Source organism: Pseudomonas sp. TE3-3-F2023, from assembly GCF_036784815.1.
Classification (GTDB): Bacteria; Pseudomonadota; Gammaproteobacteria; order Pseudomonadales; family Pseudomonadaceae; genus Aquipseudomonas; species Aquipseudomonas pudica.
In genome coordinates, this window is the sequence record NZ_CP145113.1 from 4,297,862 (window position 1) to 4,311,373 (window position 13,512).

The 13,512-nt window shown below is 59.1% G+C and carries 15 protein-coding genes; 9 read left to right on the forward strand and 6 right to left on the reverse strand.

Annotated features, from left to right (window positions below):
- The first annotated feature begins 158 nt into the window (after positions 1-158).
- The 5 genes from modA (at position 159) to csrA (ending at position 4,221) form a co-directional block, all read left to right on the forward strand.
- Positions 159-917, forward strand: a complete 759-nt coding sequence (modA, locus tag V3314_RS19720) for a molybdate ABC transporter substrate-binding protein (RefSeq protein ID WP_046614975.1) — start codon at positions 159-161, stop codon at positions 915-917.
- Positions 917-1,597 carry a molybdate ABC transporter permease subunit gene (modB, locus tag V3314_RS19725; protein ID WP_025339672.1) on the forward strand — a complete coding sequence of 227 codons (681 nt, stop codon included), beginning with the start codon at positions 917-919 and terminating at the stop codon, positions 1,595-1,597. Before modA ends, modB begins: the two co-directional genes overlap by 1 nt.
- Position 1,598: 1 nt before the next feature.
- A complete protein-coding gene (gene modC / locus V3314_RS19730; protein WP_338459564.1) occupies positions 1,599-2,690 on the forward strand; it encodes a molybdenum ABC transporter ATP-binding protein in 1,092 nt (363 codons plus the stop codon).
- 57 nt (positions 2,691-2,747) lie between these two features.
- Positions 2,748-3,770, forward strand: a complete 1,023-nt coding sequence (locus tag V3314_RS19735; protein ID WP_046614973.1) for a DNA topoisomerase IB — start codon at positions 2,748-2,750, stop codon at positions 3,768-3,770.
- A gap of 253 nt (positions 3,771-4,023) precedes the next feature.
- A complete protein-coding gene (gene csrA, locus V3314_RS19740; protein WP_004375914.1) occupies positions 4,024-4,221 on the forward strand; it encodes a carbon storage regulator CsrA in 198 nt (65 codons plus the stop codon).
- 45 nt (positions 4,222-4,266) lie between these two features.
- On the opposite strand, the gene V3314_RS19745 is transcribed toward csrA, so the two are convergent.
- From V3314_RS19745 to V3314_RS19765, 5 genes are all read right to left on the reverse strand, one after another.
- The gene (locus tag V3314_RS19745) at positions 4,267-4,620 is read right to left on the reverse strand and encodes a response regulator (protein WP_046614972.1); all 354 of its coding nucleotides are present in this window, start codon (positions 4,618-4,620) and stop codon (positions 4,267-4,269) included.
- An 11-nt stretch (positions 4,621-4,631) separates the two neighbouring features.
- Positions 4,632-6,077: an ATPase domain-containing protein gene (locus V3314_RS19750; protein WP_046614971.1), complete on the reverse strand. Its 1,446-nt coding sequence runs from the start codon at positions 6,075-6,077 to the stop codon at positions 4,632-4,634.
- A 6-nt stretch (positions 6,078-6,083) separates the two neighbouring features.
- Positions 6,084-7,241: an ATP-binding protein gene (locus V3314_RS19755; RefSeq protein WP_046614970.1), complete on the reverse strand. Its 1,158-nt coding sequence runs from the start codon at positions 7,239-7,241 to the stop codon at positions 6,084-6,086.
- Positions 7,242-7,283: 42 nt separating this feature from the next.
- Complete coding sequence (locus V3314_RS19760; protein WP_046614969.1) at positions 7,284-7,559, reverse strand: hypothetical protein; 276 nt, start codon at positions 7,557-7,559, stop codon at positions 7,284-7,286.
- A gap of 616 nt (positions 7,560-8,175) precedes the next feature.
- Positions 8,176-8,391, reverse strand: a complete 216-nt coding sequence (locus V3314_RS19765) for a helix-turn-helix domain-containing protein (protein WP_088512355.1) — start codon at positions 8,389-8,391, stop codon at positions 8,176-8,178.
- A 1,175-nt stretch (positions 8,392-9,566) separates the two neighbouring features.
- Here V3314_RS19765 and V3314_RS19770 point away from each other — a divergent pair.
- Positions 9,567-9,818 (forward strand): hypothetical protein, encoded by a 252-nt coding sequence (locus V3314_RS19770; RefSeq protein ID WP_021784261.1) that lies wholly within the window; start codon positions 9,567-9,569, stop codon positions 9,816-9,818.
- Between the two features lie 1,514 nt (positions 9,819-11,332).
- Positions 11,333-12,091, forward strand: coding sequence for an NAD-dependent deacylase (locus tag V3314_RS19775; protein WP_088512543.1), 759 nt, complete (start codon positions 11,333-11,335; stop codon positions 12,089-12,091).
- 116 nt (positions 12,092-12,207) lie between these two features.
- Here the strand turns inward: V3314_RS19775 and V3314_RS19780 are convergent, their stop codons facing one another.
- A complete protein-coding gene (locus V3314_RS19780; RefSeq protein WP_088512544.1) occupies positions 12,208-12,534 on the reverse strand; it encodes a hypothetical protein in 327 nt (108 codons plus the stop codon).
- A gap of 127 nt (positions 12,535-12,661) precedes the next feature.
- On the opposite strand from V3314_RS19780, the gene V3314_RS19785 reads away from it, so the two are divergent.
- Together V3314_RS19785 and V3314_RS19790 are read left to right on the forward strand one after the other, a co-directional pair.
- Entirely contained in the window at positions 12,662-12,862 is a 201-nt protein-coding gene (locus tag V3314_RS19785) for a hypothetical protein (RefSeq protein WP_158249198.1), read from the forward strand.
- Positions 12,863-12,996: 134 nt separating this feature from the next.
- Complete coding sequence (locus V3314_RS19790; RefSeq protein WP_306299043.1) at positions 12,997-13,266, forward strand: hypothetical protein; 270 nt, start codon at positions 12,997-12,999, stop codon at positions 13,264-13,266.
- Positions 13,267-13,512: the final 246 nt, after the last annotated feature.

Consider the following 13,512-nt stretch of genomic DNA (forward strand, 5'->3'; position numbering starts at 1 on the left):
AGGTTCACCACTGGTTTTGAATGCTGCGCAGTACTGTGGGAGCGGGCAAGCCCGCGAAGGGGCCGGACCTGCCCATGCATCATCCTGCCCCCTTTCCGGCCCATGGCCTATCGCTATATAGTTCAGGCTATAACGATAACTCCCAAGGAACTGTCTTCATGCGTATCCGCCCGTCCCACCTGGCTGCCACCGCCCTGGCCAGCCTGCTCGCCTTCAACAATGCCTGGGCCGATGAAGTCCAGGTCGCGGTCGCAGCGAACTTCACAGCGCCGATCCAGGCCATTGCCAAGAACTTCGAAAAAGACACCGGCCACAAGCTGGTCGCCGCCTATGGCGCCACCGGCCAGTTCTACACGCAAATCAAGAACGGGGCGCCGTTCGAGGTATTCCTGGCTGCCGACGACAGCACCCCGGCCAAGCTCGAGCAGGAAAAGGCCATTGTTCCGGGCTCGCGCTTCACCTACGCCATCGGCACCCTGGCCCTGTGGTCGGCCACGCCCGGCTATGTCGACGCCAACGGCGAAGTGCTGAAGAAGAACCAGTTCAAGCACCTGTCCATCGCCAACCCGAAAACCGCTCCCTACGGCCTGGCCGCCACCCAGGTGCTGGACAAGCTGAAACTGACCGAAACCACCAAGCCCAAGCTGGTCGAAGGGCAGAACATCACCCAGGCGTTCCAGTTCGTCTCCACCGGCAATGCCGAGCTGGGCTTTGTCGCCCTGTCGCAAATCTACAAGGATGGCAAGGTCGAAAGCGGGTCGGCCTGGATCGTGCCCTCGTCCCTGCACGAGCCCATCCGCCAGGACGCGGTAATCCTCGAAAAAGGCAAGGACAACCCCGCCGCCAAGACCCTGGTCGACTACCTGAAGGGCCCGAAAGCCGCGGCAGTGATCAAATCCTACGGTTATGAAATCTGATGCCGCTGGACGCCAGCGACCTGGGTGCCATCTGGCTGACCGTGAAACTGGCCAGCCTGACTACCCTGATCCTGCTGATCGTCGGCACGCCCATCGCCTGGTGGCTGGCGCGCACGCGCTCGTGGCTGCGCGGGCCGGTGGGCGCGGTGGTGGCCTTGCCGCTGGTACTGCCACCCACGGTGATCGGCTTCTACCTGCTGATCGCCCTCGGCCCGCATGGCTGGCTGGGCCAGGCGACCCAGGCGCTGGGCCTGGGCAGCGTGGTTTTCAGTTTCACAGGCCTGGTGATCGGCTCGGTGATCTACTCCATGCCGTTCGTGGTCCAGCCGCTGCAGAATGCCTTTGGCGCAATTGGCCAGCGGCCGCTGGAAGTGGCTGCCACATTGCGCGCCAGCCCCTGGGACACCTTTGTCCACGTGGTGCTGCCGTTGGCCCGCCCGGGCTTCATCACCGCCAGCATCCTCGGTTTCGCCCACACGGTGGGCGAGTTCGGCGTGGTGTTGATGATCGGCGGCAACATCCCCGACAAGACACGCGTGGTCTCGGTGCAGATCTTCGACCATGTCGAAGCCATGGCCTATTCGCAAGCGCACTGGCTGGCCGGTGCCATGCTGGTATTCTCGTTCCTGGTGCTGCTCCTGCTGTACGCTGGACGCCGCGGCAAGGCTGGCTGGAGCTGATATGAGCGCATCGATTGTGGCGCGCCTGAAACTGGCGCGCGACGACTTCACCCTGGACGTCGACCTGCACCTGCCCGGCCGCGGCATCAGTGCGTTGTTCGGCCACTCCGGTTCTGGCAAGACCAGCTGCCTGCGTTGCCTGGCCGGGCTGGAGCGGGCCGCCAGCGCCTACATCGAAGTCAACGGCGAAATCTGGGAAGACAGCGCCCGGGGCTTCTTCCAGGCACCGCACCAGCGCCCGGTGGGCTATGTGTTCCAGGAGGCCAGCCTGTTCCCGCACCTGTCGGTACGCGGCAACCTGGAGTTCGGCTGGCGGCGGGTGGCCGCCGCCGAGCGCAAGGTCAGCCTCGACCAGGCCTGCCAGTTGCTGGGTATCGGCCACTTGCTGGCACGTCGGCCGGCGACCTTGTCCGGTGGCGAGGCGCAGCGGGTGGGCATTGCCCGCGCCCTGCTCAGCAGCCCGCGCCTGCTGTTGATGGACGAGCCGCTGGCTGCCCTCGACGGGCCGCGCAAGCGCGAGATCCTGCCCTACCTGGAACGCCTGCACGACGAACTGGACATCCCGCTGGTGTATGTCAGCCATGCCCAAGAGGAAGTGGTGCGGCTGGCCGACTACCTGGTGTTGCTGGAGCAAGGCCAGGCAGTGGCCAGCGGCCCGATCGGCGAAACCCTGGCCCGTCTCGACCTGTCGCTGGCCGAGGGCGAGGATGCCGGCGTGGTGTTCGAGGGCCTGGTGGTGGGGTATGACCCGCACTACGAACTACTCGACCTGCGCCTGTCCGGCAATAACGGGCCGCTATTGCGCATCGCCCACCCGGCCCAGGTGGTGGGCAGCACCTTGCGCGTCAAGGTACAGGCACGTGACGTCAGCCTGGCCCTGGCAGCCGACAGCACTTCAAGCATCCTCAACCGCCTGCCGGTGCGCGTGCGCGAAAGCCGCCCGGCCGCCAACCGGGCCCATGTACTGGTCAGCCTGGATGCCGGCGGCAACGCCCTGCTAGCGCGCATCACCCGCTTTTCGGCAGACCAGCTCGGCCTGCACCCGGGCCAGGTGCTGTTTGCGCAGATCAAATCGGTGGCGTTGCTAGGCTGAGCATCGGCCCCGTCGCTGGTGTCCATTGATCAGTGACCTGATCGAGGCCTGCCAGCCATGCTTGACTGCCCCCTTCCACGCACCCTGCACTACGTCGACGATAGCCAGCCAGGCCTGACCCGGCGGCGCTGGCGGGGCCGCTTCATCTACCTGGATGCCGACGGCCAGCGGGTGCGCGACAGCGATACTCTCGCCCGCATCGCTGCACTGGTAATCCCACCGGCCTATACCGAAGTGTGGATCTGCGCCGACCCGCAAGGCCACCTGCAGGCGACAGGTCGCGATGCCCGTGGCCGAAAGCAGTACCGCTACCATGCGCAGTGGCGCGAAGTACGCGACCAGCACAAGTACGGGCGCATGCTGGCGTTTGCCCAGGCCCTGCCGAAACTGCGTGCACAGCTGCACGCCCACCTTGCCCGGCCGGGCCTGGACCGGGAAAAGGTGATGGCGCTGGTGGTCAGCCTGCTGGACCACACCCTGATCCGGATCGGTAACCAGCGCTACCTGCGTGACAACCAGTCCTATGGACTGACCACCCTGCGCAACCGTCATGTCGAGGTGAAAGGCAGCAGCATCCGCTTCCAGTTCCGCGGCAAGCGTGGCGTCGAGCACAGCGTCAGCCTCAACGATCGGCGCCTGGCCAACCTGCTCAAGCGCTGCATGGAGCTGCCCGGGCAAGCGCTGTTTCAGTACCTGGACGACGACGGCCAGCGTCACAGTGTCGGCTCCAGCGAGGTCAACCAGTTTCTGCAGCAGCTGACCGGTGCCGACTTCACCGCCAAGGACTACCGCACCTGGGCCGGAAGCAGCCTGGCCCTGGCCCTGCTCAGGCCCTTGGCCTGGGAGCCCGAGAGCGAAGCCAAACGCCAGGTTGCCGCCATCGTCCGCCAGGTCGCATCACGCCTGGGCAATACACCGGCAGTTTGCAGGCGCTGCTACATTCACCCGGCGGTACTTGAACACTATGCCCTTGGGCGCCTGGCCAACTTGCCGAAGAACCGTGTACGCAAAGGTCTGGACCGTGAAGAGGTGGCCTTGCTGTTGTTTCTTCAGGCACTCGAGGAACAGGATGACCATTAACCCGGTCTATTCAGACCATGATGCGAAGAAATTTCCCATTGGCCGCCAAGCACCCTATTCTTGCCACCGAGCACCTTGGCCGACAAACCGCTGGCGGTTTGCTTCGGCACCTGCGACCGAAGACACGCAACAGAATTTGTCTGTCGGGGAATTACTATCCGCCGAAAGCGTCTTTAATGAGAAGGAAGAGGGACAAGCTCCCGCCGCCGTGGCAACTAGCCCGACGGACTTTTACATCACCAAGGAGAACTACATGCTGATACTCACCCGCAAGGTTGGCGAAAGCATCGTCATCAACGATGACATCAAAGTCACCATTCTGGGCGTCAAAGGGATGCAGGTGAGGATCGGGATCGATGCACCGAAAGATGTCCAGGTCCATCGCGAAGAGATCTTCAAGCGTATCCAGGCCGGCAGCCCCGCGCCGGAAAAGCACGACGACTCGCACTGAGCGACCTGCCTCAAGCCGCACGGACGCGCTTGATCGCCCCACGCCTCAGGTGCCCAGCAGTTCGTGCACCTTGGCGATCATACAGTCCATGTCGAACGGTTTGTCGAACACCGCGGCGAACAGTTGCGGGCATCCCTGGTTGGCCTGCGCGCCACTCATGAGGATGACCGGCAACTTGCTCAAGGCAGGGTCTTCACGCATCGAGCGCACCAATTCCTCACCGTTGAGCACCGGCATCATGTAGTCGGTGATGACCAGCTGAACGCGCTTTTCCTTCAGTGCCTCCAGCGCCTTGCGGCCGTTGCTCGCCTTTTCCACCAGAAAACCTTCGTCCTCCAGGGCGTAACCGAGGATGTCGGCAATCAGGTACTCGTCATCGACGATCAGGATGGTGTTCATCGCCCGCCCCGTCACCCGCCCCCCTGCGGCACCGGCGTTCCCGAGAGCACACCGCAGGCGCCTTCGAACGCCTTGCGCAGGGTAATGCCCTGCGGCCCGATCAGCAGCTCGTGCAAGGCAGGGTCATGGTGGCTGTCACGCACCTTCAGGATCGACAGCATGCGCCGCAGCTGCGAATCCAACTCGACGAAGCGCATCAGCATCAGGTTGTCGACGATACTCGACAGGTCCGGGGCCGGAGCGCTGATTTCCGCTCCGAAGATGTCGCGCATTTCCCAGGTCAGCATCACGCTGACATTGCGCGCGCGCAGCTCGCCAACCAGGGCGCGGAAAAACGCATTGAGCCGCGCCGGGTCGGTGGCCAGGCGGCTGAACGCCCCCAGGCTGTCGATCAGCACACGCTTGCTGCCTTGCGCCGCGACCCGCTCGAGCAGACGTGCACCGACCTGGTCCAGCAGGCCCTCGGTGGTCGGCTGCCAGCACAGCTGCAGGCTGCCACCCTGCTCCATGGCTGCAAAATCGTAACCCAGCGACGAAGCCTTGATTCGCAGGCGTTCCGGCGTTTCGTAGAAGCCGAAATGCAGCCCCGGCGCCTGTGGGCTACTGGCGCCGAGAAAGGCAAGGCCCAATGACGTCTTGCCAATACCCGAAGGCCCGATAAGCAAGCTGACCGAGCCCGTGGCCAGCCCGCCACCGAGCATCTCATCCAGGGTCTCCACCCCGCTACCGACGCGCTCCAGTGTGGCGCTGCCCATATGGCTGGGGTGGCTGAACAGCGACTCCAGGCGCGGGTATACGTGCATGCCATCTCCATCGATGAGACATTCATGGCGCCCCGACAACGCCGCACTGCCCCGCGTCTTGCGCAGCTGGATATGGCGCACGGCGCGGCTACCGAACAGTTGCTCGCCCAGTTCGATAACACCGTCGACCATGGTGTGCTCCGGGCTGCCTTCTTCCAGCCGGGCGCTGGTCAGCAGCAGCACGGTACAACCGGCAAAGGCCGCATGGCCCTGTAGTTCGGAGACGAACTTCTTGGTGTCCAGCGCGGTTTCCGCACGCACCCGGGCATTGAGCACGCCATCGACAATCAGCAGGCTGGCCTGCTGACGGGCGATTTCCTGGCGCAGCAGCCGTACCACGGCGTCCAGGCCTTCCTGCTCCAGAGCATCGAAGGCACTGACGAACTGGATCGGGTCGCCGACCAGCGCCGGGTCGAAGAACTCCAGAGTCGCCAGGTACTGGAACAGCCGCTCGTGCGACTCGCTCAGCAAGGTCGCCACCAGCACCCTGCCACCGCCGCGCACATGCCCGCAGGCCAGCTGGTTGGCGAGGATGGTCTTGCCCGCCCCCGGCGGACCCTGGATGATGTAGGACGCGCCAGCCACCAGGCCACCCTGGAGCAACGCATCGAGCCCATCGATCCCCGTCACCAGCCGCCTGAGTGCCTGTGCCATGGTGTTCTACCTGTCGAGTTGGCTTTCCGTCCGCTGATAGATTGGCAAGTAAAGCTGCATGCAAGTTCCCCGGCCGGGCTCACTGTCGACGCAAATGGCACCACCGCTCTGCCTGGCAAAACCATACACCTGGCTAAGGCCCAGGCCAGTCCCCTTGCCAAAGGGCTTTGTAGTGAAAAACGGTTCGAAGATCCGCGGCAGCACCGCTGGCGCGATGCCCTCACCGCTGTCTTCCACCTCGAAACGCACAAACCCGCCGTGCAGGCCTTCCACCTCGCCTGCCAGTTCGACCACATCGACGGTCAACCCGATCCGGCCCTGCCCCGGGATGGCATCGCGAGCATTGAACAACAGATTGAGCAGCACCATCTGCAATTGACCGGCATCTACCTCGATCAGGGGCAGGTCCGGTTGCAACACCACCTCCAGGTCAATCGAACCAGGCAGCGCATGCTCCAGTAGACCACGGGTGGCGGCAATAAGGTTCGCCGGGGCGACGCAAGCCACATCAAGCTTGCGGTGGCGGGCAAAGCTGAGCAACTGCTGGGTCAGTTCGGTGCCCCGCTGCCCTGCATCCAGAATATGCTGCAGCATGCGCTGGGCGCGTACCGGGTCCTGGGTGGTCAGCGCCAGGCGCGCCGAGCTGATGATGATGGTCAGCAGGTTGTTGAAGTCATGTGCCAGGCCACCGGTCAACTGGCCGAGGGCCTCCAGCTTCTGCGCCTGGAACAGCTGAGCGCGCACCGCATCCAGTTGCAGCGCCGACTCGCGCCGGTCGGTGATGTCCCGGGTCACCTTGGCCAGGCCGACGACCTGGCCCTGGTCATCGCGGATCACATCCAGCGCGGCCAGCGCCCAGAACTGCGTGCCATCCTTACGTACACGCCAGCCTTCATCCTGCGCCACGCCCTGCTCCAGCGCCTGGCGCAGCAAGCGCTCCGGGCGGCCTTCGGTGCAATCCTGCGGGGTGAAGAACAACGAGAAATGCTTGCCGATCACTTCATCGGCACGATACCCCTTGATGCGTTGCGCACCTGCGTTCCACGACACCACATGGCCGGACGGGTCGAGCATGTAGATGGCGTAATCCACTACCGACTGAACCAGCTGTTCATAGCGGTGTGCAGGCATGACGGGGTGGTCGAGACAATCAGCTGAAACCATGCGAGCTCCACCGGTACGGCAGGACGGAAGATAGGGCGAGGTTCAACGCTGTGGCTCAACCAGCACCGGGCTGATGCGCCGCGGCATCGCCACTTTCAGCAGCCACAGGCCAACAAGCAGGATAAACCCGCCACCGGCCAGGGCCATCAGCCGCTGCGATTGAGGGTGTTCTGCATCGAGCCCCAGCAGCAGCAGGTAACCGCCAAGACTGATCAGGCTGAGGTAGAGAAACGCCCCCAACACGACTACCAGCACGAACAACAGTCGCCAGAACAGCCGCGGGCGCACGATACGCTCGGAAGCACTGGACTGAATCATCACCACACTCTTGGATCCAATAGAGGGCAACAGTGGCGTAATGACAGCAAGGTGTCAATTGCCCATTCGATCGACCCTTCATTCTGTTGATCATAGGCGCTGTGGTTGACTCAACTATAACAATGGGTTATAAAGCGCGCTTGATTGCGAAGCCCTTCTGCTTAGAAGCGAGCTGGTCGTTACGACCCCTTCATGCGTGCGAGTGTGGTGGAATTGGTATACACAGCAGACTTAAAATCTGCTGACTGTCAACACCTTTTCTGTCATTCCATCACACCTTCATAAGCAGCTGTAGGCCACGTCCCACGAAGCTTCTAGCGTTTGCCCTTATTCCCTAAATCCTTCAGTATCTTTGGTCTTTTTGAGAGCTTGGTAGCGATTTGGTAGCCGGTACTCAAAATTAAGCTCAGCTCTCGCAAGCTTTCCTCAGCTCTCGTAAGCCCAAAGCGCCTCCTCTTTGAAAAACATCATATTTTTTTAAAATATTTTGCATCATCCTATCGGCTACCAAACCCGCTTTGCAGGCACAAAAAAACCCAGATCGATCTGGGCTTCTTGCTAGCCAGGGCATCGTGCCAAGGCCTTTATGAGCATCATGCTCGCAGCTCGGCAGCGGTCAGCAACTGGAAGGACAATACATAGTTTTGGAAAATGCCACGACATCTTGGGTACGATAATAAATACGACGAGACACATGCTTTAACGCAGGAATTTCTGTCGCGTGCTTATTAGTATATCGCCAGAACCTCAAGGTTTCCTTTGACACACCAAGGGCGTCCGCAGTCTCGTGCACGTCGAGAAACTCTTTAGCCAACTTATCAGCCGCAATCATAAAAACCTCTCAAAATATTCGCTTCCATTGGAGCACCCCTCCCTAGGTGTCAATTAAAGCTAAATGTTTGAGCATCTAAACGTCAAGGCACGAGAGACACATTTTCAAAGGGTGTCTCAGCAGCATACTCACTTATAGGCCTGAAACCCCAGCAAACACAGATGGGTATGCCAGACGCATACCTTAATGCAGCTAATAGACAACCTGCCGAAAGGTGGAAGAGACCGGCGCGAGCTGGGTGCTCAAGGATTGATCATCACCGCAATGGAACACCCCGCACCAACTCTACGACTACAAAATTGCAACCGCACACCATCCGCTTCAAGTAAATACAGCGACGCCGCCTTTACCAGCATTAGCTACCACTCGGTTGTTAGCGACCTGTACGGGTATGCGCCAAGCACTGGAAACTCAACAATTTAACGGTATATCTTCCGCGTACTTTTTTTTAAAAAATGAGTACCTTTTTTTGAGGTCAAAATCAAGCCAGCGCCTACGGCGCTGAAAAAAGCGATGCGCCTACGGCGCTCAAAAGCAAGCCACGCTCACGCGCATGCGCGTGAGGTGAAGTAGCGAGCAAAGGGGCGAGGCAAGGGAGGCATTCAGATCTGAGCTATCAGCATCTATCTCAAACAGCAGAATTCACGATCTCAAAATGGCATCAAAAAATTTGCAAAATAAGAGATCCCTGCTTTTTTTTGCTAACAAAATAATAGAGCTCCGTTTTTGAAAAATGATTTCAAGGGGGGGGATGAAAAAAAATTTCATGAGGGCTTCAGAACGAGCGGATCAAAGCAAATCCATTCACCGTCCAAAAATATACTAACGGTTGATGCCAAACTATACTGATGGTTTATTTACGACGCGAAATCCGGCTCATTTGCCAAAAAACCAATATCGACGCGCGTTTTTCCGGATTTACTGTGCTAAAGTCACACCATCGTGAAACCATATCAACGTATCGTTAACTCAACGACAAAGTAACTTCCGTGCAATCTAAAAATTCTTCTCAGCCTCGAGACCCAGAAATCAGATCAGCCTTTCAAATTGGTATGCCGATCAATGTGCTCGCTGTGCACCTGCAACCGCTTCGATACTACCCGGTTCCCTGACTCAAACTGGCTTTAGCCACCCTAGGTCTTATGCCATAAGCCCTCTTCTGGTAAGTGATTGGTATGAGTATGCTGAAAATTCTTGATCGACTCTGGAACTGGGCTTTCCCGGACAACAGATCTGAAACTGAGAAAGCCAAGGAGCGGGAGTTCATTCAAGCTGTCAATCAACTCAAGACGCTCCGCACTACGGCCCGAGGTGGGATGGCTATCGATCCGGAGGAAATTCGCGATCAGGTACTGCAGAGTCGCGAAGCCTATCAAGATTTCGTCTCACCGCTGCATCGCAAAAATTTGCCAAAATCCGACGCCTAGACCAGCCTAATCTGACCTGTCCCCGTAAGGGTATACGGATAATATGGGCCGCCTCCCCTTATTGAATCGGGGTAAGGCGCCCTATCGATCACAGGCTGCTCTGTGGCGTTCAAGGTGAGTCATTTCCTGGTGCCATTCTGAAAGAAATTTCAACCAATCACTCAGATAAGCGCCTTCAGCTACTCGGGTCGAACCTCGGCTCGCGCACTCGAATCGCTCCCGCCACGGCTGGGGGATGTTTTCATCTCGGACTATGGCTATGCCAATAGGATGCGGCTCCGAGGGTACAAGATTTAAAACCTCATCAGCGTCCAGGGCCTGCCGGTAGATGGGCGAGGATTGCTCTTGGTGCTCAATGTCGTCCAGGACTTGGATTACAGCCTCAGCCCGTGGATCGCCAGGTATCAAGTGAGCGAGTGCCCAGAGTGCCTTCCGCCTTGCAACCTCAAGAAGATGGAGGTCGCCATCAGCAGCACTGCTGTGAAGCGTTTCTTGGACATCTCGGCTCATGAATTCTCGGACTCGTTTCCACTCTGCACTCTGAGCGCGCCCCTCTCGTGTACAGCTGTCGTGAACCAAGCCGCTCACCTACGGTGGCGTCATGGCCCGCTGGGCTTCCATCTTCGCGCCTGCGCGCTCCGCTTGCCGAAGGTGTGCAGTTCGAACTGCTGAAGCCTACCTTTACACCTCACAATAGCTCGGTGGCCAGAACATCCGGGCGAGGTACTCGTGGTTGTATGCTCCCACATGCGCCAGATTGCCTAGAAATAGTCGTTGTAACGTACTTTTGGGAATGTAACAGCGACGACGTTACATTCCAAAAAACGCGTTACATACGCTAGGTTCACGAGAGGGATGATCATGACCTTACGTTGTTTCCGGAGGCTCACCTACCAAGCTGTGAGCTGATGCTTTCTCAAAGAACCGGCAGATCATCGCTATTCATAATGATCCCATTTGGGGACATTAACCCATCAAACCGCCATTAATGCTCTATTTTGGGAACATTACGCGAGACGTTGCGTCTTTGCTCAAACGCGGCAGAGCTTTGCAGAAAGCTTGCCGGCAAGCAGACTAGAAATTTGATAGTCGACTGTTCTTTGGGGGATTGAATGGAGCTGGTCATGAGCAAGAGCCAAGCTCGGCGCCGCTGGCGTAGGATCATGAAGCTCGTCCAGCAAGGCGAGTCGTTCGTGATCACCAGGCTCGGCAAGCCAGTATGTAAGGTTTGTCCACCTGATTAAGCATTGGAGTACATTTGCACTCCTTCGGAGAACGGGCCGCCCAGGCCTTTCGGTAGCTACGACCTAGCCGAGGTTGATACGAAGTCGTTTTACCGATAGGGTTGCTGCGTATGTGTCTGGCACCAACGCCTACACCCTGAGGAAAAGAACTCTTCACTGGCACGCCGAAAGCCCGCCAGGAAGAGTCAGAGACCCCGAGCGACACCCCTGAACCGCCGTTTGGCGGTTTTTTTCTGCCTCACGCTACGTTCCCGGAGGGATGTCATGACAATGGACGCTGCTGCACTCCACCTTCGAGGCGCGCAAAGCGTAGTAGTGTTTACCGGGGCGGGCGCGTCAGCTGAGAGCGGGATCCCGACCTTCAGGGATGCTTTGACTGGACTTTGGGAACGATTCGATCCTGCTCAGTTAGCGACCCCTGATGCTTATCGTGCAGACCCTTCACTCTGTTGGGGCTGGTACGAGTGGCGCCGTCGAAAAGTAGCTCTAGCGCAGCCAAATGCTGCACACCATGCGATAGCTGAGCTCGCCAGGCGTGTGCCTAAGCTGACAGTCGTCACGCAAAACGTCGATGATTTACATGAGCGTGGTGGAAGTCTTCAGGTGATCCATTTGCACGGCAGCCTGAACTCTCCCAGGTGTATCGACTGTGGGCTACCGCATACGCTTGCCCTCCCCTTGGATACCCTTCCCGAAGGTGGGGTTCGCCTGGAGCCGCCGCGATGCAGCGGGTGCAATGGGTGTATTCGTCCGGGGGTCGTCTGGTTTGGAGAGATGTTGCCTGAGCAAGCTTGGAGCGAAGCCCTGGAGGCAGTAGAGGATTGCGATTTCTTTCTATCGGTGGGGACTTCAGGGATCGTCTACCCAGCAGCCGAGCTTCCGCTTCGCGCCCTAGGGAATGGCGCAACGGTCGTCCACGTCAACCCGGTGCTTTTCGATGTCAGCAGCCAAGAGCATTTCTTGAAAGGGCCAGCATCACAAATGGTGCCAACCCTGCTCCGCTGCGCGTTCCCTGGCGTGGGGCAATAGCTCCAGTTTTCTTCTCGGATGATGGTCATCAGAAGCTCCCAGGCTGTTCGATATGTCCCCAGACGGTAGCTCAGCTTCGCGCCGTTTTAATACGACGCGGCTCGCTAAGCCTTGCTCTACCCAGAGGTGGTCAGCAAGGCGAACCATTCAGCGTAGGGGGTGTTGGTGACCTTGCGGCGGTTGTAGTCCGGACTGCCATCAGTCCACCAGACCTCACCGCGCTCACCCAAGGCAACCTTAGCGGCATGGACACTTGCCCTGGCCCGTTGCAGTGCTGACGCGTCGTCTTCTGCTTTGGCTTGCTTAACGGCGCGACGAGCTCGCATGAGGTCGCCGACCAGGGCTCGTCTGGTGGCCTCAGAGAGACCTGGGTTAGCGCAGCGCCACAGCGTCTCTTTGACGACGAAATATCGACCGTCCTGGGTCTGGGGATGCTTCGGCATGGTGGCCTCGTCGGGTATACCCATGCAGATACGACCGTGGCCTTCCCTGGCCGGTTCTCTAATGAAGATGTGCTGGCACCTATAGGTCAAACCTGCCCGATGCTCCGTTTGAAAGCGGGTGGGATTCTTGCGTCTGCTCGACCAGAATGAGGAGCTCCTCCCTTCGGGCTTCATCTATAACTCCAGCATGGAGGATGGCGGCGATGTATCCAGTCGCGAGGCCAAATCGATACGTCACTTCATCCGCGCTTCTCGAGGAGCTGATGTCCTTGATGCGTGTGAGCGCCTTTTCTATAAGGCGAGCCTCATTCAACCGGTCGTCAACTGATGCCATGGCGTCTTCCCTGTGCATGGAGGCTGGTATCCTCGGGTGAATGACCGAGGGAGTTGGATCCTCATATGACACTAGACCAAAGCGGTAACGAGCCCCTTGGAGCGCTTACGGCACGCGAGGTTTGCCAGGTGCTCCGTGAAGTCGTCCTTGGGCGTCGGCATATGACAAAGGTGGGCGTACAGGCGTGGGATGAAGTCTATGCGTACCACTTCGTAGTAGACATCGAGGGATGGCGTATCACGATTTACAACGACTGCGATGAGCTCGACTACTGCGAGCAAGTGGTGAGCCCCAATGGCCAGCGCTGGGACTTTGATCCAGGTGCTCGTACAGATCCGATTGCGCTGCTGTCGACCTGGGAGCATCAGAGCCTGGAGCGAATGTTAAAAGCACTCTAGCAGCTCTATGGCGCGCCCCGTTGGGGACGGCTGTCGTAAACCAAGCCACTGTGTGGCTCGGCTCTTCGGGCTTCCATCCTCGCACCTCCGACCCTCCTGGTCTGCGCGCTCCGCTTGCCGCTCGCGGGTCATGGGCATCAGCTCGTTTGAGGTCGCTTCCTCCCCATCTACACCTACATCAATAGCCCATACGCGCATCATCATCAGGTAAAATATTGAGGTCTTCCAGCCCGATTTTTGGAGCGT

Coding starts and splice junctions, on each gene's coding strand:
- modA (WP_046614975.1), top strand. CDS start 159: ATGCGTATCCGCCCGTCCCACCTGGCTGCCACCGCCCTGGCCAGCCTG.
- modB (WP_025339672.1), top strand. CDS start 917: ATGCCGCTGGACGCCAGCGACCTGGGTGCCATCTGGCTGACCGTGAAA.
- modC (WP_338459564.1), top strand. CDS start 1,599: ATGAGCGCATCGATTGTGGCGCGCCTGAAACTGGCGCGCGACGACTTC.
- V3314_RS19735 (WP_046614973.1), top strand. CDS start 2,748: ATGCTTGACTGCCCCCTTCCACGCACCCTGCACTACGTCGACGATAGC.
- csrA (WP_004375914.1), top strand. CDS start 4,024: ATGCTGATACTCACCCGCAAGGTTGGCGAAAGCATCGTCATCAACGAT.
- V3314_RS19745 (WP_046614972.1), bottom strand. CDS start 4,620: ATGAACACCATCCTGATCGTCGATGACGAGTACCTGATTGCCGACATC.
- V3314_RS19750 (WP_046614971.1), bottom strand. CDS start 6,077: ATGGCACAGGCACTCAGGCGGCTGGTGACGGGGATCGATGGGCTCGAT.
- V3314_RS19755 (WP_046614970.1), bottom strand. CDS start 7,241: ATGGTTTCAGCTGATTGTCTCGACCACCCCGTCATGCCTGCACACCGC.
- V3314_RS19760 (WP_046614969.1), bottom strand. CDS start 7,559: ATGATTCAGTCCAGTGCTTCCGAGCGTATCGTGCGCCCGCGGCTGTTC.
- V3314_RS19765 (WP_088512355.1), bottom strand. CDS start 8,391: ATGATTGCGGCTGATAAGTTGGCTAAAGAGTTTCTCGACGTGCACGAG.
- V3314_RS19770 (WP_021784261.1), top strand. CDS start 9,567: ATGAGTATGCTGAAAATTCTTGATCGACTCTGGAACTGGGCTTTCCCG.
- V3314_RS19775 (WP_088512543.1), top strand. CDS start 11,333: ATGGACGCTGCTGCACTCCACCTTCGAGGCGCGCAAAGCGTAGTAGTG.
- V3314_RS19780 (WP_088512544.1), bottom strand. CDS start 12,534: ATGCCGAAGCATCCCCAGACCCAGGACGGTCGATATTTCGTCGTCAAA.